General features: G+C 66.8%; 24 protein-coding genes. 13 read left to right on the top strand and 11 right to left on the bottom strand.

Annotation, left to right across the window (positions count from 1 at the left end; translation table 11 throughout):
* Positions 1 to 288: 288 nt before the first annotated feature.
* From CFB47_RS31300 to CFB47_RS31290, 4 genes are all read left to right on the top strand, one after another.
* A complete protein-coding gene (locus CFB47_RS31300) occupies positions 289 to 2,760 on the top strand; it encodes a GH92 family glycosyl hydrolase (protein WP_089463355.1) in 2,472 nt (823 codons plus the stop codon).
* 67 nt (positions 2,761 to 2,827) lie between these two features.
* A complete protein-coding gene (locus CFB47_RS31295; RefSeq protein WP_089463354.1) occupies positions 2,828 to 5,494 on the top strand; it encodes a GH92 family glycosyl hydrolase in 2,667 nt (888 codons plus the stop codon).
* A gap of 195 nt (positions 5,495 to 5,689) precedes the next feature.
* Positions 5,690 to 5,860, top strand: a complete 171-nt coding sequence (locus tag CFB47_RS41365) for a hypothetical protein (protein ID WP_179259008.1) — start codon at positions 5,690 to 5,692, stop codon at positions 5,858 to 5,860.
* 14 nt (positions 5,861 to 5,874) lie between these two features.
* On the top strand, positions 5,875 to 6,696 hold the full coding sequence (locus CFB47_RS31290; RefSeq protein ID WP_089463353.1) for an SDR family NAD(P)-dependent oxidoreductase: 822 nt from the start codon (positions 5,875 to 5,877) through the stop codon (positions 6,694 to 6,696).
* Positions 6,697 to 6,853: 157 nt separating this feature from the next.
* Here the strand turns inward: CFB47_RS31290 and surE are convergent, their stop codons facing one another.
* The 3 genes from surE to CFB47_RS31275 all read right to left on the bottom strand — a co-directional run bounded on the left by surE (position 6,854) and on the right by CFB47_RS31275 (position 8,848).
* Positions 6,854 to 7,633, bottom strand: a complete 780-nt coding sequence (gene surE / locus CFB47_RS31285) for a 5'/3'-nucleotidase SurE (RefSeq protein ID WP_089463352.1) — start codon at positions 7,631 to 7,633, stop codon at positions 6,854 to 6,856.
* Positions 7,634 to 7,812: 179 nt separating this feature from the next.
* Positions 7,813 to 8,121 carry an AzlD family protein gene (locus CFB47_RS31280; protein ID WP_089463351.1) on the bottom strand — a complete coding sequence of 103 codons (309 nt, stop codon included), beginning with the start codon at positions 8,119 to 8,121 and terminating at the stop codon, positions 7,813 to 7,815.
* Complete coding sequence (locus CFB47_RS31275) at positions 8,114 to 8,848, bottom strand: AzlC family ABC transporter permease (protein WP_089463350.1); 735 nt, start codon at positions 8,846 to 8,848, stop codon at positions 8,114 to 8,116. The genes CFB47_RS31280 and CFB47_RS31275 overlap by 8 nt, the downstream gene beginning before the upstream one ends.
* 124 nt (positions 8,849 to 8,972) lie before the next feature.
* Here CFB47_RS31275 and CFB47_RS31270 point away from each other — a divergent pair, with 124 nt between their 5' ends.
* From CFB47_RS31270 to CFB47_RS31260, 3 genes are all read left to right on the top strand, one after another.
* Positions 8,973 to 9,431: an Lrp/AsnC family transcriptional regulator gene (locus CFB47_RS31270; protein WP_012365188.1), complete on the top strand. Its 459-nt coding sequence runs from the start codon at positions 8,973 to 8,975 to the stop codon at positions 9,429 to 9,431.
* 234 nt (positions 9,432 to 9,665) lie between these two features.
* Positions 9,666 to 10,235 carry a hypothetical protein gene (locus CFB47_RS31265; RefSeq protein ID WP_089443768.1) on the top strand — a complete coding sequence of 190 codons (570 nt, stop codon included), beginning with the start codon at positions 9,666 to 9,668 and terminating at the stop codon, positions 10,233 to 10,235.
* 144 nt (positions 10,236 to 10,379) lie between these two features.
* Entirely contained in the window at positions 10,380 to 11,081 is a 702-nt protein-coding gene (locus CFB47_RS31260; protein WP_089463349.1) for a YebB family permuted papain-like enzyme, read from the top strand.
* 103 nt (positions 11,082 to 11,184) lie between these two features.
* Here the strand turns inward: CFB47_RS31260 and CFB47_RS31255 are convergent, their stop codons facing one another.
* The 5 genes from CFB47_RS31255 to CFB47_RS31235 form a co-directional block, all read right to left on the bottom strand.
* Positions 11,185 to 11,370, bottom strand: coding sequence for a hypothetical protein (locus tag CFB47_RS31255; protein WP_089463348.1), 186 nt, complete (start codon positions 11,368 to 11,370; stop codon positions 11,185 to 11,187).
* 53 nt (positions 11,371 to 11,423) lie between these two features.
* Entirely contained in the window at positions 11,424 to 12,056 is a 633-nt protein-coding gene (locus CFB47_RS31250; RefSeq protein WP_089463347.1) for a LysE family translocator, read from the bottom strand.
* Positions 12,057 to 12,256: 200 nt separating this feature from the next.
* Positions 12,257 to 13,090 carry a hypothetical protein gene (locus CFB47_RS31245; protein ID WP_089463346.1) on the bottom strand — a complete coding sequence of 278 codons (834 nt, stop codon included), beginning with the start codon at positions 13,088 to 13,090 and terminating at the stop codon, positions 12,257 to 12,259.
* A 150-nt stretch (positions 13,091 to 13,240) separates the two neighbouring features.
* Entirely contained in the window at positions 13,241 to 13,573 is a 333-nt protein-coding gene (locus CFB47_RS31240) for a DUF2322 family protein (protein WP_089463345.1), read from the bottom strand.
* Between the two features lie 198 nt (positions 13,574 to 13,771).
* A complete protein-coding gene (locus tag CFB47_RS31235) occupies positions 13,772 to 14,473 on the bottom strand; it encodes a flavin reductase family protein (RefSeq protein WP_089463344.1) in 702 nt (233 codons plus the stop codon).
* A 226-nt stretch (positions 14,474 to 14,699) separates the two neighbouring features.
* Between CFB47_RS31235 and CFB47_RS31230 the strand changes: the two genes are divergently transcribed.
* Complete coding sequence (locus tag CFB47_RS31230; protein ID WP_039369742.1) at positions 14,700 to 15,026, top strand: thioredoxin family protein; 327 nt, start codon at positions 14,700 to 14,702, stop codon at positions 15,024 to 15,026.
* Positions 15,027 to 15,036: 10 nt separating this feature from the next.
* Complete coding sequence (locus CFB47_RS31225; protein ID WP_089428528.1) at positions 15,037 to 15,456, top strand: secondary thiamine-phosphate synthase enzyme YjbQ; 420 nt, start codon at positions 15,037 to 15,039, stop codon at positions 15,454 to 15,456.
* 53 nt (positions 15,457 to 15,509) lie between these two features.
* Here the strand turns inward: CFB47_RS31225 and atsR are convergent, their stop codons facing one another.
* Genes atsR through CFB47_RS31210 form a run of 3 tightly spaced genes read right to left on the bottom strand, consistent with a single transcriptional unit; the run spans position 15,510 to position 18,748 of the window.
* Entirely contained in the window at positions 15,510 to 17,330 is a 1,821-nt protein-coding gene (gene atsR / locus CFB47_RS31220) for a hybrid sensor histidine kinase/response regulator AtsR (RefSeq protein WP_089463343.1), read from the bottom strand.
* Positions 17,327 to 17,830, bottom strand: coding sequence for a molybdopterin-dependent oxidoreductase (locus tag CFB47_RS31215; RefSeq protein WP_089457438.1), 504 nt, complete (start codon positions 17,828 to 17,830; stop codon positions 17,327 to 17,329). Before CFB47_RS31215 ends, atsR begins: the two co-directional genes overlap by 4 nt.
* 42 nt (positions 17,831 to 17,872) lie before the next feature.
* Positions 17,873 to 18,748 carry a helix-turn-helix domain-containing protein gene (locus CFB47_RS31210; RefSeq protein ID WP_089463342.1) on the bottom strand — a complete coding sequence of 292 codons (876 nt, stop codon included), beginning with the start codon at positions 18,746 to 18,748 and terminating at the stop codon, positions 17,873 to 17,875.
* A 360-nt stretch (positions 18,749 to 19,108) separates the two neighbouring features.
* On the opposite strand from CFB47_RS31210, the gene CFB47_RS31205 reads away from it, so the two are divergent.
* The 4 genes from CFB47_RS31205 to CFB47_RS31190 all read left to right on the top strand — a co-directional run bounded on the left by CFB47_RS31205 (position 19,109) and on the right by CFB47_RS31190 (position 24,434).
* The gene (locus tag CFB47_RS31205; RefSeq protein WP_089463341.1) at positions 19,109 to 19,696 is read left to right on the top strand and encodes a tetratricopeptide repeat protein; all 588 of its coding nucleotides are present in this window, start codon (positions 19,109 to 19,111) and stop codon (positions 19,694 to 19,696) included.
* A gap of 123 nt (positions 19,697 to 19,819) precedes the next feature.
* Positions 19,820 to 20,647 (top strand): hypothetical protein, encoded by an 828-nt coding sequence (locus tag CFB47_RS31200; RefSeq protein ID WP_089457441.1) that lies wholly within the window; start codon positions 19,820 to 19,822, stop codon positions 20,645 to 20,647.
* A gap of 114 nt (positions 20,648 to 20,761) precedes the next feature.
* Entirely contained in the window at positions 20,762 to 21,031 is a 270-nt protein-coding gene (locus tag CFB47_RS31195) for a hypothetical protein (RefSeq protein ID WP_373453163.1), read from the top strand.
* A gap of 343 nt (positions 21,032 to 21,374) precedes the next feature.
* Positions 21,375 to 24,434 carry an ATP-binding protein gene (locus tag CFB47_RS31190; protein ID WP_089463340.1) on the top strand — a complete coding sequence of 1,020 codons (3,060 nt, stop codon included), beginning with the start codon at positions 21,375 to 21,377 and terminating at the stop codon, positions 24,432 to 24,434.
* Positions 24,435 to 24,525: the final 91 nt, after the last annotated feature.

Below are 24,525 nucleotides of genomic sequence, written 5' to 3'. Positions count from 1 at the left end.
CCGAATCAATAACCTCGTGTTTAGATAAACGAAATAAAAATTCGTAAAAACACGGGGTAGAGAAAACGCGTTTATTTGGGCACGCTTGTGCGCATTGTTCGTTGCGGGGCGCCGGTATTTCGACATGCCGGCGCGTCTGTTTCCAGGTGCGCGCATTCGGAAATAACGACACGCAGCCGGGATTTTCGACCGATTGGCCGGGCAAGCGGAATTCATCAATAGCATCCTGATTGAAAGCTCAGTAGTTCGAATCAATATCCAGATTCAAGAACGATACGGAGACGGACGATGTCCAGGAACTGGGGGTTGGGAACGGCGCTGCTGGCGCTGTGCGTGGTCTTGTCTGCCTGCGGCGGTGATGGCGATTCACCGTCGGTGTCCGTGGCGAACCTGTCGGCTGCCGCGCAGTCGCAGGGCAATGAAAACGGCAACGGCGGCAACGACAACGGTAACGAGAACGACAACAGCAACGGCAACGAGTCGTCGAAGAAAAACGCCGACATCCACGTCGCGCAGTACGTCAATCCGCTGATCGGCACCGACTACGCGACCGACCAGCCGGCCGACCCGGTCGGCTCGGGCCTCGGCGGCGGCACGTTCCCGGGGCCGACGGTCCCGTTCGGGATGATGCAGTGGAGCCCGATGACCCCGACCGCCCAATACGACAGCAGCAAGGGCGACGGCTCCGGTTTCTCCGGCGGCTACTGGTACGGCGACACGTCGATCAACGCATTCAGCATCCTGCACCTGAGCGGCACCGGCTGCTGGGCGAACGGCGGCTACCTGAACGTAATGCCGCAGCTCGCACCGGGCGACGCCGGCACGCCGGCCAGCTTCAATCACGCGAACGAAACCGCGCAGGCCGGCTACTACGGCGTCACGCTCGGCAACGGCATCAAGGCCGAGCTGACGACGACGGTGCGCACCGGCTTCGCACGCTTCACGTATCCGGCGCTCGCGCAGGGCCAGCAGGCGACGATCGCGATCGATCCGACCGCGCTGAACAACCGCGCGCAGGGCACGACGGCCGACACGATCAGCCAGGTCGGCGACCGCGCGTTGTCGGGCACGATCGCGGGCGGCGGATTCTGCTGGGCCGGGCATGCGGTGCCCGTCTACTACTACGCGGAATTCAGCCAGCCGTTCGCGTCGAAGCCGGCGTTGTCGAACAACAGCCCGGTGACCGTGACGTTCAATGTCGACCGCAAGCATCCCGACGTGATGATGAAGCTCGGCATCTCGTTCGTCAGCGAAGCGAATGCGAAGGCGAACCTGCGCGCGGAAAATCCGGAGACGGATGCGCAAGGCAACCGGAACTGGCGTTTCGACACCGTGCGCCGCGCGGCGAGCGCCGCGTGGAACGCGCGCCTGAACGCGATCCAGGTCACGGGCGGCAGCGACGCCGACAAGACGAAGTTCTACACGGCTCTGTATCACGCGTCGCTGCATCCGAACGTGTTCAACGACGTGAACGGCCAGTACCCGGATTTCTACGCGTCGAACGGCGCAGCGGCCGCGCCGACGCGTCAGGTCGAAAAAGGCCGCACGATGTACGCGAACTTCTCCGGCTGGGACATCGACCGCTCGTTCATCCAGCTGCAGGCGTTGCTCGATCCGGTACGCACCAGCGACATCGTGCAGTCGCTCGTGCTCGATGCGAAGGCGTGCGGCGCGTTCCCGCGCTGGGCGTACTTCAATACCGAGACGGCCGTGATGCCGGGCGACGCGGGCTCGATCATCGTCGCGAATGCGCATGCGTTCGGCGCGACGAATTTCGACACACAGGCCGCGCTGTCGATCATGAAGAACAGCACGGCACCGGGCGCCGCCTGCGCCGGCACGCCGGTGATGGGCAGCCGCGCGGACTACGACCGGCTCGGCTACGTGCCGTCGTCGGGCTCGGGCGACAACCAGACCGCCTCGAACACGCTCGAATACGCGGTGCGCGATTTCGCGGTGTCGCGCTTTGCGGCGGCGCTCGGCGACACGACGACGGCTGGCGCGCTGCTGAAGTCGAGCGGCAACTGGCGCAACCTGTTCGACCAGGGTGCGATCCAGCCGAAGACGTCGGCCGGCGCATGGGTCACCGACGGCACCGGCTTCATGGAAGGCAATTCGGAGCAGTACACGTGGTACGTGCCGCACGATCTCGCCGGCGTGGTCGCGCAGGCGGGCGGCGCCGCGCCGGTCGTCAAGCGGCTCGATACGTTCTTCACGCATCTGAACATCGGCACCGTGCAGCCGTATTTCTACGTCGGCAACGAAGTGACGATGGCGGTGCCGTGGGTCTATGCGTGGGCCGGTGCACCGTCGCATACGCAGCGCGTGCTGCACGCGTCGCTCGCGAACGAGTTCGGCACGGGCGCGGCCGGACTGCCGGGCAACGACGATCTCGGCGCGATCTCCGGCTGGTACGTGTGGGCCGCGCTCGGTCTTTATCCGGTCGTGCCGGGCGTGAGCGGCGTCGCACTGTCGAGCCCGCAGTTCGAGAAGATCACGGTGCGCGTCGGGCAGAAGGACGGCAGCTACCGTCTGCTGCACATCGTCGCGCCGGGGGCAGGCTCGGGCGACAACGCGTCGTTCTACGTGAAGTCGCTGAAGCTGAACGGCGCACCTTACGCCACCGCGTGGCTGCCGTTCGCGCAGATCGCGAAGGGCGGAAAGCTGGCGTACGCGATGACGTCCGACGCGAGCGCCACGACCTGGGGCACCGACGCATCCGCGATGCCGTCGTTCCCGCAGGCGGCCAGCGCGCCGTAGCAGCCAGGGGGATCAACGAGCGGTTCTTGCCGACAGGATCGACGCAGAGAGAGGGAGGGACGAACGGATGAAGCTACGTCATGTAGTGGGTATCGGGTGCCTTGCCGTGTTGTCGGGGTGCGGGGGCGATCAGGGTTCGACGGATGCGAGCGTGCTCGCGCAGCGGTCGAACGTGCAAGGCAACCAGAGCGATCAAGGCAACCAGAACGACCAGGGTGACCAGAACGATCAAGGCGAAAACGGCGGCGCGACCAAGCGGTCGGTGCTGCACAGCGTCGACCCGATGATCGGCACCGCGAATCTCGACATCAACGCGGACTGGAGCAGCGGTGTGCGTGGCCACGGCCACGTGTACCCGGGCGCGACCGTGCCGTTCGGGATGGTGCAGCTCGGGCCGGACACGACCGGCGGCGCGCACACGCTGCCGTGGAACTGGGATCGCACGTCGGGCTACCAGTACGACGATCCGCTCATCACCGGCTTCACGCATACGCACCTGTCGGGCACCGGCATCGGCTCGGGCGGCGAAGTGCGGTTCCTGCCGACGCTGGCGCCGGTCGACACCGCGACGCTGGCGAAGGTCGTCGCCGATTCGTCGATCACCTACGACGCGTCGTTCAGCCACGACGACGAAACCGCGAGCCCCGGCTACTACCGCGTGAAGATGGCGCCGGTCGGCAGCGGCAACACGCCGTGGAACGTGCAGGGCGCGAAGATCCTCGCGGAGATGACGGCCACCGCGCATGCAGGCGTGCATCGCTACACGTATTTCCCGAGCGCGGCCGCGCAGAAGCGCAGCATGATCGTCAGCATCGACAACCCGATCGGCGGCTCGACCGCGAGCGGCAAGATCCAGGTCATCGACGCGCAGACGATCGCCGGCTGGGAGATCACGAACAACTGGGCGAACAACAAGCCGACGTATTTCGTCGCGCGTTTCTCGAAGCCGTTCGATACGAAGCACGTCGCGTTCAGCGCCGACGGCTTCAAGGCCTACCTGACGTTCGCCGACGGCAACGACAGCGGCGGCGTGGTGACGGTGAAGGTCGGCATCTCGCCGTCGAGCATCGCGGATGCGCAGGCCAATCTCGCCGCGGAAGTCGGCGCGAAGTCGTTCGACCAGGTGCGCGGCGCGGCCGAGCGCGTGTGGCGCGCCGCGCTCGACCGGATCCGGATCAAGGGCGGCAGCGCCGATCAGCGGACGATGTTCTACACGTCGCTGTACCGCACGATGCTCGCGCCGACCGTCTACAACAATGCGGACGGCAGCTACGTCGGCACCGATTCGACCAACGACGGCACGACGTCGCCGCCGACCACGAGCAAGCATGCGAATCCGGGCTTCGACTATTCGTCGACGTTCTCGCTGTGGGACACCTTCCGCGCCGAGTCGCCGTTGATGACGCTGGTGCAGCCCGAGCGCGTCGACGGCTGGGTGAAGTCGCTGCTCACGCAGTTCAGGCAGAACGGCAAGGGCGAGCTGCCGGTGTGGCCGCTCGCGCAGACGGAAACCTTCACGATGGCTGGCCACCCGTCGATCCCGCTGATCGCCGATGCATACCTGAAGCACCTGACGAGCGCGGGCATCGACGACATCTGGACTGCATTGACGACCACGCAGAACGCGAGCGCGCACGGCTTCGACCAGTATCGGCAGAGCGGCTATGTGACCGCCGGCGACAACGCATCGGTGTCGACGACGCAGGATTACGCGTTCGACGACTGGGCGACGGCGGCAGTCGGCAAGGCGGCGGGCAAGAGCACGGCCGACTATCGGCCCTACCTGCAGCGCAGCCAGAACTACCGCAACGTATTCAACCCGGTGCCGAACAACGGCTGGAAGTTTGCGCAGCCGAAGGATGCGCAGGGCAACTGGGTGGCGGGCTTCGACCCGACGGCGGCGGAAAAGACGGACTTCTCCGAATCGAATTCGTGGGTCGATACGTGGAACATCTTTCACGACTTCCCCGGCCTCGTTGCGCTGCTCGGCGGCAAGAGCCCGTTCATCGCGCAGCTCGACCGCACGTTCGATCCGGCCAATCCGCTGACCTTCCTCAACAACCAGGGCTTTCCGGACCTGACCGGCCGCAGCGGCCAGTTTTTCGCGGGGAACGAGCCGGCGAACCACCTGCCGTACCTGTACGACGTCGCGGGCATGCCGTCGAAGACCCAGGACCGCGTGCGCTCGGTGATGGACGACATGTACTCGCTGACGCTGACGGCCGGCGATCGCGCGCTGCTGAGCGGCGACAGCCTGAAGGCCGCACTGGCCGATCCGCGCCGCGTGCGCGATTCGGCGATTCCCGGCAACGACGATTGCGGTCAACTGTCCGCGTGGTACGTGCTGTCCGCGCTCGGCATTTATTCGCTGAATCCGGTGGGCGGCGTGTTCTACCTCGGCACGCCGCTGTTCGAGGAGGCGACGATCGACATTCCGGTGGCGTCGGGCGGCGGGGACGGCAAGAGCCTGAAGTTCGGCGCGACGCGGCGCTTCAAGGTGACCGCGCATACGGCCGGCGGCGGCGCGCCGTCATCGGTCAATCGCTATGTCCAGTCGGTCAGCCTGAACGGCACGCCGCTGCATCGGCCGTACATCACGTACGACGAGATGAAGGCCGGCGGCACGCTCGACTTCGTGATGGGTTCGACGCCGAACGACGCGTGGGTCGGCAACTGGAACGGGCAGGATCCGAACAGCGCGCTCGCGCCGTCGCTGGCGCTGGCCGGCAAGTAGCGGCTGCAGGCGGCCCGCGGCGACGCGGGCCGCGTCTCTTTCCCTTCATTTGACGGGACGGTGCCGGGCCGCGGCCGCGAGGCAGGAAGCGGCCTGCCCCGGGGATCTGTCCTTGGGCCGCGCGGCGGGGACCCCATGCGCCAACGCGGGGACTGCTTCGGCGGCTCACACGCAAACGGGGCGCGACAGCAGGCGATGGTTTCCGTCCCGGGCGGCAGATCGCTCCTGCCGCTCCGGCTCGGCATCGAATGGATCCGGCACCTGACGGCCGGCCGCTTCGGCTTGACCGGTTCAATCCCGGTGGTGGTCGCCGTCACGTTCGTGTCATGGGGCGTCGTCGCGCTTATGATGCGGGAACGCCACTGACAGGGTTCCCCGATATGGACGCGCCGCTCCCGCCGATGTCTGCCCCGATTTCCGAAACGGAACCTGAAACCGAAACCGTCGCCGAGCCGCGCGCGTCGCGCGTGCATCGGCCGGTCGCGCTCGTCACCGGATCGACGTCGGGCATCGGCGCGGCGATCGCGCGCCGCCTGGCGGCGGACGGCTACGCGGTGATCCTGCATTCGCGCCGCTCGGCCGACGTGGGACGTGCGATGGCGCGCGAACTCGGCGGAGCCTATGTGCAGGCCGATCTCGCGGACGATTCGGAACGCGTACGGCTGATCCGCGACGCACTGGCCGTACACGGGCGGCTCGACGTGCTCGTCAACAATGCGGGCGTCAGCCGCGTGATTGCGCATGACGATCTCGCTGCGGCGACGCCCGACGTGTGGCACGAGATGCACGAGATCAACGTGATCGCACCGTTCCGGCTCGTTGCCGAGGCGGAAGCTGCGTTGCGCGAGGCGGCGTCGCACGGGCGGGCCGGGTGCGTGGTGAACGTCAGCTCGCATGCGGGCGTGCGGCCGAAGGGCGCGTCGATTCCGTATGCGGCGGCGAAGGCCGCGCTCAATCACACGACGCGGCTGCTCGCGAAAACGCTCGCGCCGGCGATTCGCGTCAATGCGGTCGCGCCGGGTCTCGTCGATACGCCCCTCACGGCCGACTGGACGGATGCGCAGCAGCTCTGGCGCGAGCGCGCGCCGATGCGCCGTGCGGCGACGCCGGACGACATCGCGCAGACGGTCGCGATGCTCGTCGCGTCTGACTATGTGACGGGCGAGATCGTGATGCTCGACGGGGGAATGAACCTGACGTGAGGCGAGAGTCGGTGACGCATCGAAGCGCCGAAGCACCGAAGCACCGAAGCGCCGAAGCGCCGAAGCGCCGAAGCGCCGAAGGCGGATGCGGCCGCGCGCCCGCGCGCAGGTGCCACACGCACAACTACCGCGGCCGCTTGCTTGCCTAACGACGCGATCAGCCGAGCCGCGACCGCAGTTGCGCGAGTGCCTGATCGTGCGTGCGCTCGAACTTCAGCGGCGTGACGGCGACATACCCTTCGGCAAGTGCGACCGTTTCCGAATCCGCATCGTCGTCGCGCGGCGCGCGGGAGAGCTTCAGCCAGTGATACTCGAAGTCGCGCGGGTCGCGCCCCGACACGATCTCGACGCCCTGCAGCGTGCCGGCACCCTGGTTCGTCACCTTCAGGCCGCGCACGTCCTGCGCGGGCCGCGGCGGGAAATTCACGTTCAGGCACGCGTCGCTGTCCCAGCCGGCGGCCACGAGCCGGCGAATGACGTCCGGCGCAAGCGCGCGTGCCGTGTCCCACGGCACGGCATTGCGATCGGTGAAGGCCTGACTCAGCGCGATGGCCGGCACGCCGACCAGCATGCTCGTCATCGCGGCGCCCACCGTGCCGGAAAACACCGTTTCGGTGCCGAGGTTCCCGCCGCGATTCACGCCGGACAGCACGATGTCGGGCCGTGCGTCCTTCATCAGGTGGCTGGTCGCGATCGCGACGCAATCGCCGGGCGTGCCGCGCACCGCGAAGCGGCGTTCGCCCTTGCGATGCACGCGCAGCGGTTCGTGCAGGCTCAGCGAGTGCGACGTGCCGCTCTGATCTTCCGCCGGCGCGACGATCCACACTTCGCGTGCCAGTTGCGTGGCGACCTGTTCGAGCACGTCGAGGCCGGGGGCGTCGATGCCGTCGTCGTTGGTGAGCAGGACGCGGTCGAACAGCGGGCGGGTTTCTTGCATCGGGACGATCCTCGCGGAGTTGGACGATGAGAGGGGAATGCAGCGTGGCGCAAGCCTCAAGGCTAGCATTCCCGCGTGAGGATCGTCGTGTCGCGCGATGGGCGCGGATGTGAAAACGGGCGCACTGCGCGCCCGTTCGTGGTGACCGTGCCGCGGTGTGCGCGGCGGGTCGGAGCCGTTCAGCCGAGCAGGTGCCGCAGCAGGCCGGCCGACACGACGCCGACGATGACGGTCGGCAGGATCGACAGGCGCGTCGCCGCGATCAGCGTGATGGTCAGCGCGAGCAGGTCGGCCGGGCGCGTCGACACGAAGGCCGGCGCGATCACCGAGATCAGCACGCAGCCGGGCACGTTCTCCATCACCGACGCCATCCGCGGGCTCAGCGTGCGGTTGCGCAGCAGCATGTAGCCGAGGATGCGCGACAGATAGGTGGTCGACGCCATCAGCACGATCGTCGCGACCGTGCTGAAATCCGGGAAATCAGGCATCGCGCGGCTCCCACAGCAGCGCGGCGATCAGCCCCGCGCAGGCGCCGGCCGCGACGTACCACGCGCCGGGCACGGCCAGGTGCGTGGCCGCCGCGACCACGAGGCTCACGAACCACGGGCGGCTCGCGCGCATCCCTTTCCACATCCCGCGCAGCAGCACCAGAAACACGGCCGTGAACGCCATGTCGAAGCCATATTGCTCGATGTTGCCGATCGTCGGGCCGACGGCCGCGCCGAGCGTGGTCATCGAGATCCACGTCAGGTAGAGCCCCATGCAGATGCCCGCGTAATAGGGCACGCTGATGTGCGTGGCCGAGCGCGCCCGGGCGTCGGCGAGCGACATCGCCCAGCTTTCGTCGCACATGAAGAACAGCGCAAAGAACGCACGGCGGCGCGGCAGGCGGCGGATATACGGTTCGAATGCGGCGCCCATCAGGATGTGGCGCGAATTCACGAGGAACGACATCGCGACGATCAGCGCGATGTGCGGCGGCGATGACCACAGATGGATCGCCGCGAATTCGGAGCCGCCGCCGAAGTTCATGCCGGTCATCATCGGCACTTCGAACAGGCTCAGCCCTTTTTGCGCGGCCTGCGCACCCAGCACGAGCGCGAACGGCACGAAACCCAGCATGACGGGCAGCGCCGCGCGCAATCCGCGGCCCATCTCGGCGACATAGGCGGGCTTGTCGCGAAGCCCTGACGACGTTGAAACGCTACTGCTCATTACTCCTCCTTCGGGGGAGGAATTGTCTGCTTTTTTGACTCGAATCGGGTTGCGTTGTGGCCAGATTTTTCTCAGAATTTGGCATTGAACACGTGATTTAGAAATTTTTTGGAATCGGATGCCAATGAAACTTGACGCCATCGACCGCAGGATCCTGAGCGCGCTCCAGCGCGACGGCCGCATGCAGAACGTGGAGCTCGCGCACGAGGTCGGGCTGTCGCCGTCGCCGTGCCTGCGGCGCGTGCGCCTCCTCGAGGAAGCCGGCGTGATCGAGAAATACGTGGCCGTGCTGAATCCCGCGAAAGTCGGCAAGGGGCTGACGATCTTCACGCGCGTGTGGCTGAAGGGGCAGGACGCGGAATCGGTGAACCGCTTCGCGGAGGCCGTCCAGCAGATGCCGGAAGTCGTCGAATGCCACCTGATGGCGGGCGACTGCGATTTCCTGCTGCGCGTCGTCGCGGCCGACATCGACGATTACCGGCGCTTCCAGATGGAAACCCTCACGCGCATTCCGGGTGTGCTGAGCGTGAAGACCGACATCCCGATGCAGAAGGTCAAGCTCACGTCGGCGCTGCCGACCTAGCGTGACGCGAGGGCTCAGCCATGCGACGACGACGGGTCGACGAACGGTCACGGCTCGGTGACAATCGTCCGATAGACTGACGAATCACGCCGCTTCGAACCGGTTGCCTGTGTCGTCACATGACGTTCGATGCGCGAGCAACTAACGGTCAATGTCGACGCGATCGGGCAGGCGGTGCTGCGCCGCGCCGGATGCTGCGCAGAAGCGAATGCGTTTCTTCTTGTCGGGCCATTCATGCAGCCAATCAACACGCCGTGGAATTCGCTGGAAATCGTCAAGCTCGTGCTGGGCGTGCTGACGCCGCTGTCGGTCGCGTGTCTCGGCTGGCTCGTCGCGCGCCGGCTGAAGCGGCTCGAACTCGTGCAGTGGACCAACCAGCGATTGATCGAGAAGCGGCTCGCGCTGTACGACGCGGTCGCGCCGCAGCTCAATGCGCTGCTGTGCTTCTACACGTGGATCGGGTACTGGAAGGACATCTCGCCGGACGACGTGATCCGCGCGAAGCGCGACCTCGACCGCACGTTCCACATCTACCGCTACCTGTTCGACGACGACGTGTACGACGCGTATCACACGTACATCCACGCGCTGTTCGACGTGCATACGGGCCCGGGCCGCGATGCGCGGATCCGCTCGCTGATCCAGGCGCCCGACGGCGATCGCAGTGTGCACGGCGCGTATGAATGGAAACCGGCGTGGTCGGACCGTTTCGCGACGGCGAATGTCGTGCCGAAGGACGACGTGCTGCGCTACTACACGCAGTTGATGGAGCGGCTGCGCGTGGCGCTGGGCGCGACGCGCTGAAGGCTTCGGCACCCGCGCACCGCTTCACGCCGGTATCGAAATCCGCCACCCGGCGGCGCGGATACCCGCCCTCGTGCAGGAAGCGGATGCGGTGCGCGGCGGCTGCTGACATGCTCGCGCCATCTCCACTCGCGCGAGGTCCGTATGGTTGTCGATGCCGGCTGCCGGCCGCTCATGATCCGCCCGCCCGAAGCAGGCAGGCGGCGTCTGTTCTCTGTGGGTTCTTCCTATCCGCATGACATGCCGTTGCCGATCGACCCGGAGATCGGCGACATCGTCTTCATCCGCGTGACCGTGCGGCCGTTTCTCGAAGTGGCGAGCGCGACGCGCTCGTGGACGAATCACGTCGGGATCGTCGTCGGCGAGCGCGGCGGCGAGCCGTTGATTGCGGAGAGCACGTTTCCGCTATCGCGCGTCACGACGATGTCGCGGTTTCTCGCTCGTTCCGATCGCGGCGCGTGCGTGATCGCGCGGCTGAAGCAGCCGCTCGATGCCGCGCAGCGGCGCCGGCTTGTTGACGCGGCGATGCGCCGGATCGGCGTGGTCTACGACACGGGGTTCAATCTCGCATCGCGCCGGCAGTTCTGCTCGCGGTTCGTGCGCGAAGTCGTGCGCGATGCGACGCGGATCGTGCTCGGCGAAGTCGAGACCTTCGACATGCTGCTGCGCCGGAATCCCGATCATCCGCTCGGCTTCTGGAAGATCTGGTACTTCGGCCGGATTCCGTGGCGCCGCCGCACGGTGACGCCGGCGAGCTTGCTGAGGAGCGGGGCGTTGCGGGTGGTGGCGGATACACGCGGCGGCGTTGAAAACGTGTCAGAAGGTGACGATCCGGATAGCGATTGACTCGAACGAGCGAGAGCACGAACCATGCGTCACCGGCCGTCGTCTGCTTGAGCGGCGTATCGAGTGATCGCGCGCGTCGGCTCGCCACGAGCGCGAGCCGGTGTTATTTCCCGATGGGCGCGCTTGCATCGGTGTCTTCCACGATATTGCTCGACGCTACGCCGGCTGCGCGCCGCGCAACAAGCATTGCATCGAGCGCGGCAAAATCCTCGCGATTCAGGCGATCGTATTCAGCGCGCAACTCGGGGTCGGACAATGCGCGTTTGCGCAGATCGTCATACGTTCTCATACCAAACCTCATTCATTCGATTGCACCGGCGTGATCCTCCGGCAGGTTCACGACTACTGCCGCCCCGCCACCGCCAACCGCGCCGCCAGCCCCACGAACACCGACCCGAGCAGATACTGCGGCAGCTTCGACGGGCGGCGGCGCGCGCCGATCCGCTGGCTCAGCCGGCTCGCGGACAATATGACCGCGCCGTTCACGACGAGGCCGATCAGGTTCAGCACCGTCGCGAGCACGAGAATCTGCACGGCGATCGAACCGTGTTCGGGCCGGACGAACTGCGGAAACAGCGCCAGCACGAACAGCGCCATCTTCGGGTTCAGCAGGTTCGTCGTCAGTCCCTGGCGGAAGATCGCCGCGCTCGAGTGGCGTCGCGGCGACGCGACGGGCGACAGTGCGGTCGCATCCGAACGGAACGTCTTCCACGCGAGATACAGGAGATAGGCGGCGCCCGCGAAGCGCACCGCGTCATAGGCGAGCGGCACCGCGACGAACAGCTGCGACAGCCCGAGCGCGGCCGCCAGCGCATGGCAGTAGGTGCCGGCCTGGATGCCCGCGAGTGTCGCGAAACCTGCACGCCGGCCCTGGCTCACGCTGCGGGATGCGATCAGCAGCATGTCGGGGCCCGGCGTGGCGGTCAGCGCGAGACACGCGCCGGAAAACAGCGCGAGCGTGGAGAGGTCGATCATGGAAGTCCCTTTTGTGGATACCGCGTAAAAGGGAGGTCAGTCTAGGAGGGCGCGCGAGGCCGGTCAATCGAACGAACGGACGATGGGCTGGCGGGCCGTTGAGGCCGATCGTCACCGCGCGTGCGCTGCCTTTGGCACGTACGCTATTGCCCGACGCTGTATCAACATGGAGTGCGTGGGGTCGGCAATCGCCACCCTGCTCAGCGCTTGCGGCAGGCCACCTGATAATCGATCACGGTGTTTGCCGACGGCTTGTCCGGCTCGCCACCGACCGTCGTCACGCCGAGCACGCCGGCGGCGCTCCGATAGCGCAGCGCGCAATAGCCCATGCCGGTGCCCGAACAGGCTTCGGCTTCGATGATGCCGTGCTTCGCGAGCGTCGCCGCGCCGTCCATCGCATCCGGTTTCTCGCGCGGGCGCAGCGGTTGCCAGCCTTTCGCGATCAGGATCCGGCGCGCGACGTCGAGCGGTTTGCCGTACACGTTGGGCACGACCGCACGGCCCTGGCAGTAGGTGCTTTCAGCCGCGACCAGGGTCAGGCGCAGGTTGCCGTTCTCTTCGTGAAGTTCGCCGACGGGCGGCGCCGGGCCGTCGCCGCCCCAGATCAGCAGCGCGCCGTTTTCCAGCCGATCGGCCGTGCCGAGCTGCCAGCCCGCCTTGCGCGCCGTGTAGCCGAGCGCGACGAGCGTCGTGCCGTCGAACACGCCGACGTTGCCGTTGCGCGCGAAACAGATCGCGCTCGTGCCGGCACTGAATCCGCTCGCGAACGTGACGACCGTATAGCGGCCGAGCGGCGCTTCAGACGTCACGATCCAGTCGCGCTTCGCGACTTCACGGCCGGCCGCAGTGGTCGTCTTCGCGCGGTATTGCGTGCAGAACGGGTCGAGCGAACCGTTCTCCGGCGAGTGCGGCAGCACACCGAGCGGCACCAGCGACGCACCGGCGATATCGGAGGTCGTACGCAGCATGTCGGCCGATGCCGCGCCGCCGAGCGCGGCGCATGCGACGGCTGCGATCGACACGATCGACACCATCGATGCAAGACGGCGGGCAAACGGCAACGCAACGAAACGGGACACTTGGGTGGTCTCCGGGGAAAGGGGACGGGCGCGATGATCGCGGGTTTGCGCCCGCGTGTCACGGCCGCGCACCGTCCGGCAGCAGGCGTGTGTGCCGCCGGCGGCTCAGCCCTTCGCGACGACGTCGATCCGCAGCGCTTCGCCGCCGTCGACGATGGCCAGCAGGCGATCGACGTTCGGATGCGCGCCCGGGCGATTGCGTGCGTCGGCCGTATGTTCGGCGAACACCGCGAGGCCGTGCTCGGCCGCTTTCGCGTCGAGCGTGCCGAATGCCTGCTTCAGGTAGTGGTACACCGCGAGCGAGCCTTGCTTGCCCGGCTGGTTCTCGATGGTCGCGACCACGTCGCCGTTCGCGCCGACGAGATCGATGCGCGCGACGCCGTCGATGGCCGGCAGTTGCGCGAGGTTGTCCTTGAATACTGGGGTCGGTTGAATCACTGAAAACACTCCGTCGGTTCGGTCAGGGGCCAATGAGCATGGCCGGCCGTATCTTATCCGATCGGCCTTTGCGCACCGGCCGGCGAGCGGGTGCCGACCGTGTGCCACGCCAGCGCCGCGCTATCGTCCAGCGGCAACGATGCAGTTCAGGCATACGTGGTCGTTGCCCCAACCTGCTTGCCATCGCGCTGCACGCCACTACCGCCCCGCGCCGGCCGGCACGCCCGCATCGCGCGAGCGCTCGATATCGGGGCTGCGATACGCGCGCTCGGGAATCTCGGCGAGCCGCGATGCATGCACCTGATGCGGCGTAAGGCCGTAGAACTTCTGGAAACTCATGATCAGCGGCGACCACTTGTCCGGATCGATGCGGTCCGCGTGGCCGTCCATCAGCAGGTCGGGATGCACGTGCACGCGCTGGATGCGCAACTCGAACACGCAGATGTGGCCACGCACGTCGGGCGTTTCCTCACCGATCCCGTGCGTGGCCGCGACGACCGCTTCCATGTGCACCGGGCATTCGAGCGCACGCGGCGGCGCGACGGTTTGCGACGTCGCTTCGGTGAGCCCGGCCGTGCCGAACTTGTCGGGTTCGTACACGTAGCCCTTCGCGCGCTTGCCGTCCGGCACCGGGCAGGTGCCCGTCGTGCGCGCGATCCGGTCGACCGCGTGCGCCTGTGCCGACGACGGCAGGTTCAGTACGCACTCGCCGGTGCGCAGCAGGTTGCGAGTGGTTTGCGAGCTGGCGGCGATGCCGATCACGCCGCGCCAGCCGAGCCAGAACGCGGACGAGATCGGCGCGAGATTGGCCGTGCCGTCTTCGTTCAGCGTGCTGACCAGCACGACGGGCGTGCCGAAATAGAGGATGTTCGGTTCGGTGACGCAATGCGGAGCGTTCATGATCGGTGCCTTCGTTGAGGGATCAGTCCGCATGCTGATCCTGTCGCGACGGCGTCGCGCTCCGAATCTTGTCGTGTCATTCCGCAGGGGCGGGAACGGCCTTTGCGCGGGGCAGGAGCGCCCGGCATCGCGCGCGCTTTTCCGCTACAGTAGGAGATCGCAGGCCGCGCCCGCCGCGTCGAACGGGCACGCGCGGCCCCGTTCCGCCAACGCACACGAGGGCCCGATGGATACCGAGCAACGCTACACCGCCAACGCGCCGACGCGCGCGGAAGTCGACGCACTAGGCGGCCCGACCGTCATCGAATTCGGCGCGAACTGGTGCGGGATCTGCGCAGGCGCGCAACCGGCGATCGTCGCGTCGTTTTCCGCGCATCCCGCCGTGCGGCACCTGAAGATCGAGGATGGCCCGGGCCGGCCGCTTGGCCGCTCGTTCGGCGTGAAGCTGTGGCCCACCCTGGTGTTCCTGCGTGATGGTGTCGAAGTCGCGCGCGTCGTGCGCCCCGCCGACGCGAAGCAGATCGAAGCCGACGGCTTCGCCGCGCTGGCCTGAGGTCACGACGATGCAACAGGCGATCACGCATATCGGCATCGACACGCGCGGCAGCGGCCTCGTCGAATTCACGTCGCAGGTGCGCGCGTTCGTCGACCAGCAGGCGATCAGTACCGGCCTGCTCACCGTGTTCTGTCGCCATACCTCGGCATCGCTGTTGATCCAGGAGAATGCCGATGCGTCGGTGCAGCGCGACATCGAGCGCTACTTCGCGACGCTCGCGCCCGAGGACGCCACGCGCTACGAGCACGACACCGAAGGTACCGACGACATGCCGGCGCACCTGCGCACGGCGCTCACGCAGGTGCAATTGTCGATCCCGGTCGAGCAGGGGCGCATGGTGCTCGGCACGTGGCAGGGGATTTACCTGTTCGAGCATCGCCGCGCGGCGCACCGCCGCGATATCGTGCTGCACCTGATCGGCGAGTAAGCGGCAACCAGCGCAACGAGCGGCAACGAGCGGCGCATCGCCGGCGCACCGGCTCAGGCGAGCAGCTTCTCGACGAGCGCGCCGAGTTCGCGCAGGTGGACGGGCTTCGGCAGGAATGCGTCGAACACCTGCTTGTTTTCGCGCAGCGCGGCCGATTCATATGCGCTGACGCCGAGGATCGCCGGATGCCGGCCGTCGTCGTCGGGTACCGCGACCGTGCGAATGCGCCGCGCGACTTCGAAGCCGCTCACGTCCGGCAGTTCGAGATCGATCACGACGATGTCGTAATGGCCCGTGCCGAAGCGCGCGACGCCTTCCTGCCCGGTGCCGCACAGATCGGCGTCGATGCCGAGCGCCGACAGCATCGCGCCGAGCGTTTCGCGCGCGTTGTCGTCGTCGTCGATCACCAGCGCGCGCAGGTCGCGATTCACGGATGCGTGCGGCAGCGCGAGCGCGTCGCCGGCCGCGTGGCCGGTGGTGTCGATGCCGGGCACTTCGGCCGGCAGCGTCACGACGAACTCGCTGCCTTCGCCCACGACGCTGCGCACGTCCACATGCCCGCGCAGTGTCGTCACGATTTCGCGCACGACGGCGAGCCCCATGCCGATCCCGTCCACATGCAGCCCGACCGCGTCGTTCGCGCGATAGAACGGCTCGAAGATCTTCGACAGGTGCGACTTCGCGATGCCGGTGCCCGTGTCGCGCACGGCGATCTTCAATTGCTGGCCGGCCGGCGCGTCGGCGAGCGTGATCGACACGTCGATCGACCCGCCGAGCGTGTACTTGACCGAGTTCTCGATCAGGTTCGACAGCACCTGGCGCAGCAGCTTGCGATCCGAACGGATCGTGAGGTCGTGCGGCTCGACCTGCTGCGCGATCGCGATCCGCTTGGCCGCGATCTTCTCGCGCAACGGGTCGAGCACCTCGGCGAGCAGCGACGCCATGCCGACGGTTTCCCGTTCGGCGAGGCGCTTCGTCGAGCGCAGCTTGATGTAGTCGGTCAGATCCTTGACGAGCGCCTCGAGCGACAACGCGGAATTCTGCAGCCGCCGGATCGTCTTCAGGTTCGCCTCCGACTGCGGGCGCGCGAGCAGGATCTCGACCGATCCGCAGATCGCCTGCAACGGCGTGCGCAACTCGTGGCTGACCATCCCGAGGAACGCGTTCTTTGCCTCGATCATTTCGAACGCGCGGTCGGACGCCTTGCGTTCCGCGTCGAGCGCCGCGTCCTGCCGCTCGAGCAGGTCGTCACGCGTGCGCATCGTATAGAACAGCAGCAGGAACAGCGCGCACAGGATCACGCCGAGCACGATGCCGAGGATCAGGATCGCGCGCTGCTTTTCCTTCAGCTGATGGAACGTGAAGTCGCGCTGCGCCATCTCGATCGCGCGGAAATAGTTCGCGAGCCCGTTGACTTTCGGCCAGTACGCATTGACCTCGTCGATGACCTGCTGCGCGCTTTTCGGCGAATCGCGCAGCAACGGGACTTCGCGCTTCAGGCGCGCCATGAATTCACCGAGCGCGTCGATCTCGTTGCGCGCGCGCGGGATACGCAGCCAGTATTCGGATACTTCCGACGGCCGCTGCAGAAAGCCGAACGACACCGACAGGCTGTCGAGCTGCATCTGCACGTGATTGAAGTCGTCGTCCTGGTGCGTCGCGTAGAGGATCAGCTGCCGGTCGAACCGCGTATAGACGTTGCGGTATTGCGCGGCGGTCCAGAACACGCCTTCGCGCGGCCCTTCGAGCACGCCCTCGTTGACCGAGGTGGCGAGGAGGTCCCACAACAGGAACGCCCACGCGGCGAACCCCATGATCCACAGCGAGCCGAGGACCAGGATGATTTTTCTATTTTTCCATCGCCGGCGTTTCATTTCACCGTCAGGCCGATGATCTGCCACGCGAACTTGGCTTCGCCGAGCGGCGTCTTCAGTTCATCGGGATACTGGTCGCGCGGGTACATGATCCACAGCGGGCCGTAGTTGTCGTTGCCGAGCACCTTGCCGTTCATCGTCCGCGCGAGGATCACGCCGTAGCGATCGGCGTCGGACACGGGAATCGTGAACGTGTACTCGTCGATGCAGCGGAACTCGATCTGCGTGCCGTGCGCGCCGACGGTCTTCAGGATGTCGGACAGGCGCGGGCCGGTGAAGGCCGCCTTCGGCGTCCAGCTCGTCGACGTGACGATCGTGTGCTGCGGCAGCGCCATCAGCGCCTGCTCGGAAAACACGTACGCCGTCTTGCCCTGCTGGTTGTGCTTGTCGATCTTGCCGTCGACGGTGAACGTAAACGACGAAGCGGCCCAGGTCGCGGCGGCCATGCCGAGCAGGCAGGCCGTCAGCAGGTGCTTGGTCCAGATGGTCGAAATTCGCATGGGTTGCCCTCGGTCGTGCGGTGGTGATTTGTCGTTGGAGTCTCAGTTCGCGGCGGCGGTGGCGGCCGGCAGCGTGATCTTCAGTTCGCGCGCCACTTCGGCGAACAGGATCGGCAGGCGCACCGGCTTTTCCTCGCAGCGCGCGTTGTAGTGCGACACGATGTGCGCGATTTCGTCCTCGCTGGCTTCGCCGGTCGAGATCTTGCCGGTCAGCAGGAAGATCGGCGCGCCGCTGTTCTCGCTCGAGCGGATGCCGCGCACGAGTTCGGCGGCGGTCTGGTCGCCGAGCATCCAGTCGAGGATGTAGCCGTCGAAATCCTCGACCTCCAGTGCCTTGCGGAATGCCGCGCCGTCGAAGTACGGGATCGCGTTCACGCCTTTTTCGATGAAATATTCACATACCGTTTCGGCGACATCCTGCGAATCGTCGACCACCGCGATGCGCGCCGCATACACGTTCGGCTGGGCCGAGCGCAGTTCGATGACGTCGACCGGATACGTGCGGCCCTCGCGTGCGTGCTGACGCTCGGTGATCAGCCATTCGCCCTGCCACTGCAGCGCGACGAAATCCGTCTCGCTCTGGCTGCTGGCCTTGGTCGAGATCGCGGCGCGGCAGCGAAAGCGCCGCGACTCGATCACGAGCGTCGCGTCGATCATCTCGGCGGCGGCCGGCTGCGTGCCCTTGTCGTCGAGCAGGATCGCGGGCGGCACGCCGAAGTGCGTCGCGATGTCCTGCAACTGCGACAGGTTCCACGGGATCAGGCCTTTCATCTTGCGCGTGACGACCGAGAAGCTCAGGCCGAGCACGTTCGCGATCGTCGTGTTGTGACTTCGCGGCGGAATCCCGTTCCGGTTCAGTAGGTCGCGCACCTTGTTGGCGGTGATCAGATCGACGTTGGCCTGCTCGCTGTTGGACATCTCGATGGGGTCTCCAGGGGTTTTTGGCGAGGGTGAGCATATCAAAACTGACGCGTCATGCAAGCTTTGAAAAAGCGAATGACCTTGACATGCCATTTTTCTTCATTATTATTGCTCACCACGTCACTATTGTTTGTCGCGTCATGTTTTGAGATCGATGCCGGCCACCGCCGGAACATCGAAAAGCGACCGCAAGGAAGCAGTGACGGAACGATTCGAAGAGAGAACCTGAGAGAGCCTTGGAGTGCGTGTCGGCGTCGGCGGATTGTATCCGTTGCGCCGCGCGCCGCCGGGTACGAGCTCGCGGGGGTGGGATAGCTCGAAGAATTGCGGCGCCAATAAAACTTGAGGAAAGTAACAATGTACCGCCGTTTGATCGCATCGGGGCTGCTGTTGCTATTGGCCGCGTGCGCGCAGGATCCGTCCCTCACCAGCAACACGGTGCGGATCTGCGACGACACCGGCTGTTCCGACCGTCCTAAAGATCAGGTCTCCTATCAAAAAAGGGACGATTCGGAAGACCAGGAAAGCCCGCGCATCGCTGCGCTGAAGCAGACCGCGAAGACCCAGCCGAAGGCCGCCTACGACCTCGGCCTGCGTTATTTCCGCGGCGACGGCGTGCGCCAGGACAGCTACCAGGCCCTCAAGTGGATGCGCGAGGCCGCCGAGCGGGGCGACCTGCAGGCGCAGAAGGCGCTCGGCAGTTTCTACCTGTTCGGCCTCGAGGAAATGGGCTCCGACGCGCGCGAAGCGGAGAAGTGGCTGTCGATCGCGGCCGGCCGCGGCGACAAGGAGTCGAAGAAGCTGCTCGACCTGGCGCGCAAGGCCAAGAAGGAAGACGAAGAAGACTGGAAATGGCGCACGGAGTGGCGTGATCGCTATTACGGCTACTGGTACTCGGGCTATCCGTACTACGGCGTCTGGCAGCAGACGTACTGGTACTACTGACCGGGCCTGAAGCAACGGGGGGCAGCAGCGGGGAGACCACCATCGCGCGCCAGCCGGGGGGGCTTATCGAAGTTCGCACGAACACATAAGCCGAACAACGACTCTAAATCGATCGACAACGACATGAAGACCAACCTTTCCCAACGTCTCACTCAAGGTGCGCTGGTTGCAGCGCTTTGCGCGTCCGTGGCAGGCTGCGGCGGCGTGGTGACGCCCGGCGGCCAGAACGCGGGCGTGACCGGTGCCGCCGCGGGCGGCGCAAGCGCCGGCGCCGATTCGCAGCTGCAGCGCTGCACGTCGCCGCTGGGCACGATCGCGGTCGACGACGGGCGCAACGCCGACTGGTGGGGCCCGTTCGGCAGTGCGACCAAGGTGACGAGCATCGACCCGCTGCTGCGCCTGGCGGTGCAGCAGTCGAACTGCTTCGTGATCACGTCGATCGGCAACCAGAAGAGCGACGCGCGCCTGTCCCGCATCACGCAGCTGCAGCGCAACTCGGGCGAATACCGCGCGGGCTCGAAGCAGCAGAAGGGCCAGCGTGTCGCGGCCGACTATTACATGGAACCGCAGATCGTCATCAACGATTCGCCGATCGGCGGCATCGGCAGCATGATCGGCGGGCTGATCGGCAACAGCGCGGTGGCCGCGGTAGCGGGCCATCTGCAGACGAAGGCGTCGGTCGTCACGCTGACGCTGTTCGACGTGCGCTCGGCGGTGCAGATCGCGGCGTCGGAAGGCAGCTCGACGGCGACGAACTACGGCGCGGCGCTGGGCGGCTTCGGCGGCGGCGTGGGCGGCGGGCTCGCCGGTTTCTCGACGACGCCGGAAGGCAAGGCGACGGTCGTTGCGTTCATCGATGCGTGGAACAAGATGGTCGTCGCGCTGCGCAGCTACAAGGCGCAGGACGTCAAGGGCGGCCTCGGCCGCGGTGGCCAGCTCCAGGTCAACTGACGTCCCCGGGCCGGCGGTGCGCCGCCGGCCGATTCCCGATTCGTGATCCGTGACTGTCCGTACGCGCGGCGCGATCCGCGCGTACCGGGTTCATTCGCCTCGTTCGCCTGGAAGATGATCCAGATGAAGGCCGTTGCGCTGACCGCACCGACCTGTCTCGCGCTGACGTCGATGACGACCCTCACGTACCAGTCGACCGCGATCCAGGCGACCGGCGCGAGCTTCGTCCGGCAGTCGAACACGTTCGGCGGGCAGAGCAGCGCGTATCCGAGCGACATGGCGCTCGGCACCACGCCGCCGCTCGCGATGGCATCGTTCCATTTCGCGCCGAAGAACTGCTCGGGCTTCCGGTGCACGGCGCTGAATCCGCTCACGCAGAACTGAGCGAACAGGCGGCTGCGTCGCGCGGCCGCCTTCTGTCTTTTTGAAGCGGGGCGGGCACGCGTGTAACGGTGCCCGCCCCGTTTTCCATCGTCCCCCGCCGGTCCGGCGGTCATACCCCCCTGTCTCAACTCCGCCCCGACCGCCCGGATCGGGTCTGAATTTCGTTCAAGTTCAAATCTGATTTCCAATCATATTGGACATGTACTAAACCGTTCATATTGCACGGATTTTCGTCCAACGGTTTGGCATGATCGTGGCATTCCAATCGTCCTGGGCCACCTTCCTTCGCGACGCCGGAGCCGGATGAGATGCATGCCGGTGTCCGGCGTCGTCGCATCGCGACATGCCACACAATCCGCTTCAGTCCATTCGTCGCTATCAGAACATTTCGGTGTTCGGCGGCGGGATCGTCGTCACGATCCTGATCCTGATCGCCTGCGCGCTCGGGATGGGTTCGATCGTGTACGGCTATCTCGACGGCGAGCGGCACAACTTCCTGACGGGCATGGTGCAGACGCTCAACGAGATCAAGGTGAGCGAGACGTCGTTCCGCAACGGCGTGACCAATGCGCAACTGATCTGGAAGGGGATCGAACCCGCACCCGACAGCGTCGTCGATGCGTTCTACGAAAGCGGCGAGCGGGCCGCGATCAAGCCCTATCCGTCGCTCGTGTTCGGCGTGTCGGCACAGCCCGCCGAACGCGCGGACGCGGCGCGCTACCTGTCGTTGTCGGTGCTGCTGGCGCGTATCTGCGCGGCCAGCTCGATCAATCGCGGCCACACCCTCGTCGGCTATCACTACAGCACGCGCACGAGCCTGCTCGGGCTCGTGCCCGATTCGGGGGCCGGCGGCAGCGCGCTCGCGACGCCCGAGGGCCGCGCGCGCGTGATGGACGCACTGCGAATCGACTTCGGCGATGTCCCGGCGCAGGTGCCCGGCACCGCCGGTCGCCCCCACGTGCGCTGGCTGCCGCCGTTCATCGATCCGATCTCGGGCGCCGCGCGCATCCGGCTTGCCGCCCAGGCGCAGGCCGACGGCGAGCCGTTCGCGGTGCTCGTCACCGAATACGCGCCCGAGCACCTGCTGTCGTGGCTGCCCGAACATCCGGTCGACGGCGCGTTCTTCGTGACGACCGGCGACAACCGTCTCGTCGCGGCGAGCCCCGGCGTGGCCGCCGATGCAGCGCGCACCGGCCGCCTGCTGGCGCTCGGCGTGCCGAGCGGCCGCGCCGCTCCCGAGCAGGCCGAGTTCCGCGACGGCTTCGTGATCTTCCACGGCACGCTCGATGCCACGGGCTGGACCCTCGCGTACGCGCTGCCGTGGACGGCCGTCGTCGCGAACGTCGCGCTGCGCGCGAGCCTGCTGCTCGGTGCGTCGCTGCTCACGATCGCGATCATGTGGATCCTGCTCGTGCGCTTCCATCGCCGGGTGTTCGCGTCCGTCTATGCGCGCTCGCAGCGGGTGTTCGACAGCGAGGCGCTGTGCCGCAGCGTGATCGAGACGGCGCCGATCGGCCTCGGCCTGATCTCGCGCGCGGATGGCCACTTCATGCTCGTGAGTCCCGCGCTGGCCGAGATGATCGCGCGGCTCGGCAGCGACTATCGCGCGTTGTCCGCGCAAGCGGTCGCGCGCTACGACGCGTTCGTCGCGAGCGGCGCAGCCGGCGGCACGCTGCAGACCGATTTCGTGCTCGCCGATGTGGACGCGGGCGCGGCGCCGCTGCACCTGGAAGTGAGCGCATGCGGCGCGCGTTACCAGGAGATCGACGTGCTGATCGTCGCGGTCGCCGACGTCACCGCGCGGCGGCAGCTTGTTCAGCAACTCGAGGCAGCCGTGCGCGCGGCCGATTCGGCGAACGCGGCCAAGTCGTCGTTCCTGGCGGCGATCACGCACGAGATCCGCACGCCGTTGAACGTGATTCTCGGCAATCTGGAGTTGCTTGACCGTTCCGCGCTGGACGCGTCGCAGCACGGCCGCGTGCAGACGCTGCGCACGGCCGCGGCGGGCCTGCTCGGGCTCGTCAGCGACATTCTCGATTTCTCGAAGATCGAGGCGGGCGCGATGACGGTCGAAACGATCGAATTCGACGTGGCCGGCGTGATCGAGCGCACCCTTGGCGCGTTCGCGCCGGTCGCGAAGGAAAAGGGGCTGCCGCTGTATTGCGAGTTCGATGTGAGCGGCGTGCAGCGGATGCGTGGCGATCCGACCCGGCTCGGGCAGGTGCTCGGCAACCTGCTGAGCAACGCGATCAAGTTTACGGCCAACGGGCACGTGTCCGTGCGCGTGTCGGTTGCGTCGGCCGGCGGGAGCGCCGCGGAACTGTCGATCGCGGTCGAGGACACCGGCATCGGCATCGCGGGCGCCGATCGTCACAAGCTGTTCCAGGCGTTCTCTCAAGTCGACGCGACGATCACGCGCCGCTACGGCGGCACGGGGCTCGGGCTCGCGCTGTGCGATCGCCTGGCCACCGCGATGGGCGGCCGGATCGACGTGGCGAGCGCGCCGGGCACCGGCAGCCGTTTCACGTTGACGTTGCCGCTCGGGATGGCCGTCGTGCCGCTCGACGCGCAGCCCGCGCGTGGCGAGCGCGTGCCGGTGATCGTCGTCGCGTGCACGGAATGGCAGCGCTTCGCATTGCCGCATCTGCGTGCGTGGGGCTTCGACGTCGACGCGTACGAGCACCCGTTGCGAATTCCGGCCGACCGTCGTGCCAGGGCTGCCGCGATCGTCCTGTTCGGTGAGCCGGACGGGTGGTCGCGCGCGGCGCTCGACAGCCTGGGCGATGGCGGCCCGCTCGTGCTGGCTACACCGGACGGCCCTCCGCGAGCGTATCGGGCGGGCGACACGATTCACGTGTCGTGTTACGCGCTCGCCGGCCTCCGCGCAGCGCTCGCTCAGGCAATCGCGGAAGCGAGCGGGCAGGCCGCGCGCCTGCCGGTGATCGATCGAGCGGCATCCGGCCGTCCGCGCGTATCGCGCGTGATGCTCGTCGGCATCGATTCCGTCAGCAGTGCGTTGTTGCGTGAGCAACTGGACGTGCTGGGCTGCGAGGCGGAACTGGCGGGCTCGGCTGAAGCGGCACTCGGCCTGTTGGCCTGCGGCGAGTGGGACGCGTTGCTGCTGGATGCGGCGCTGGCCGATACCTCGGCGCGTGCGCTGACGAGCGCGGCGCGCGATCTCGGCATGGCTTGCGATGTGGTGGTCGTCACGTCGCATGTCGCGCCGGACGACAGGCGACGCTATGCCGACGCAGGAATCGGCTGCGTGCTGACGAGACCGGTGACGCTCGCGCATTTGCGCGCCGCCCTGGCGGGCACGGTGCGGCGGCGGGGCATGCCAGGTCGGGGAGAAGGGTTACAAGAACAGGACATCGCGTATCTCGCGCATGGTGACATGACATGAACACGTGTCGGTTGCCGCGGGCAACGATGAGGTCCGAAGGATGGAAGGCAGCGCGCCGTGCCGGCAGGGGCGGCGCAGATCAATCGGGTGA

The sequence above is a fragment of the Burkholderia sp. AU27893 genome, from assembly GCF_002223205.1.
Lineage (GTDB): Bacteria > Pseudomonadota > Gammaproteobacteria > Burkholderiales > Burkholderiaceae > Burkholderia.
This window is presented reverse-complemented; position numbering and strand designations above follow the sequence as displayed.

What these genes read in the sequence shown, in the direction of transcription:
- atsR (WP_089463343.1), bottom strand. Translation starts at nt 17,330, where the DNA reads ATGAAACGCCGGCGATGGAAAAATAGAAAAATCATCCTGGTCCTCGGC.
- CFB47_RS31250 (WP_089463347.1), bottom strand. Translation starts at nt 12,056, where the DNA reads ATGATCGACCTCTCCACGCTCGCGCTGTTTTCCGGCGCGTGTCTCGCG.
- CFB47_RS41365 (WP_179259008.1), top strand. Translation starts at nt 5,690, where the DNA reads ATGGTTTCCGTCCCGGGCGGCAGATCGCTCCTGCCGCTCCGGCTCGGC.
- CFB47_RS31210 (WP_089463342.1), bottom strand. Translation starts at nt 18,748, where the DNA reads ATGTCCAACAGCGAGCAGGCCAACGTCGATCTGATCACCGCCAACAAG.
- CFB47_RS31200 (WP_089457441.1), top strand. Translation starts at nt 19,820, where the DNA reads ATGAAGACCAACCTTTCCCAACGTCTCACTCAAGGTGCGCTGGTTGCA.
- CFB47_RS31215 (WP_089457438.1), bottom strand. Translation starts at nt 17,830, where the DNA reads ATGCGAATTTCGACCATCTGGACCAAGCACCTGCTGACGGCCTGCCTG.
- CFB47_RS31205 (WP_089463341.1), top strand. Translation starts at nt 19,109, where the DNA reads ATGTACCGCCGTTTGATCGCATCGGGGCTGCTGTTGCTATTGGCCGCG.
- surE (WP_089463352.1), bottom strand. Translation starts at nt 7,633, where the DNA reads ATGCAAGAAACCCGCCCGCTGTTCGACCGCGTCCTGCTCACCAACGAC.
- CFB47_RS31245 (WP_089463346.1), bottom strand. Translation starts at nt 13,090, where the DNA reads ATGGTGTCGATCGTGTCGATCGCAGCCGTCGCATGCGCCGCGCTCGGC.
- CFB47_RS31190 (WP_089463340.1), top strand. Translation starts at nt 21,375, where the DNA reads ATGCCACACAATCCGCTTCAGTCCATTCGTCGCTATCAGAACATTTCG.
- CFB47_RS31260 (WP_089463349.1), top strand. Translation starts at nt 10,380, where the DNA reads ATGGTTGTCGATGCCGGCTGCCGGCCGCTCATGATCCGCCCGCCCGAA.
- CFB47_RS31280 (WP_089463351.1), bottom strand. Translation starts at nt 8,121, where the DNA reads ATGCCTGATTTCCCGGATTTCAGCACGGTCGCGACGATCGTGCTGATG.
- CFB47_RS31270 (WP_012365188.1), top strand. Translation starts at nt 8,973, where the DNA reads ATGAAACTTGACGCCATCGACCGCAGGATCCTGAGCGCGCTCCAGCGC.
- CFB47_RS31290 (WP_089463353.1), top strand. Translation starts at nt 5,875, where the DNA reads ATGGACGCGCCGCTCCCGCCGATGTCTGCCCCGATTTCCGAAACGGAA.
- CFB47_RS31225 (WP_089428528.1), top strand. Translation starts at nt 15,037, where the DNA reads ATGCAACAGGCGATCACGCATATCGGCATCGACACGCGCGGCAGCGGC.
- CFB47_RS31265 (WP_089443768.1), top strand. Translation starts at nt 9,666, where the DNA reads ATGCAGCCAATCAACACGCCGTGGAATTCGCTGGAAATCGTCAAGCTC.
- CFB47_RS31275 (WP_089463350.1), bottom strand. Translation starts at nt 8,848, where the DNA reads ATGAGCAGTAGCGTTTCAACGTCGTCAGGGCTTCGCGACAAGCCCGCC.
- CFB47_RS31235 (WP_089463344.1), bottom strand. Translation starts at nt 14,473, where the DNA reads ATGAACGCTCCGCATTGCGTCACCGAACCGAACATCCTCTATTTCGGC.
- CFB47_RS31295 (WP_089463354.1), top strand. Translation starts at nt 2,828, where the DNA reads ATGAAGCTACGTCATGTAGTGGGTATCGGGTGCCTTGCCGTGTTGTCG.
- CFB47_RS31300 (WP_089463355.1), top strand. Translation starts at nt 289, where the DNA reads ATGTCCAGGAACTGGGGGTTGGGAACGGCGCTGCTGGCGCTGTGCGTG.
- CFB47_RS31195 (WP_373453163.1), top strand. Translation starts at nt 20,762, where the DNA reads ATGATCCAGATGAAGGCCGTTGCGCTGACCGCACCGACCTGTCTCGCG.
- CFB47_RS31230 (WP_039369742.1), top strand. Translation starts at nt 14,700, where the DNA reads ATGGATACCGAGCAACGCTACACCGCCAACGCGCCGACGCGCGCGGAA.
- CFB47_RS31255 (WP_089463348.1), bottom strand. Translation starts at nt 11,370, where the DNA reads ATGAGAACGTATGACGATCTGCGCAAACGCGCATTGTCCGACCCCGAG.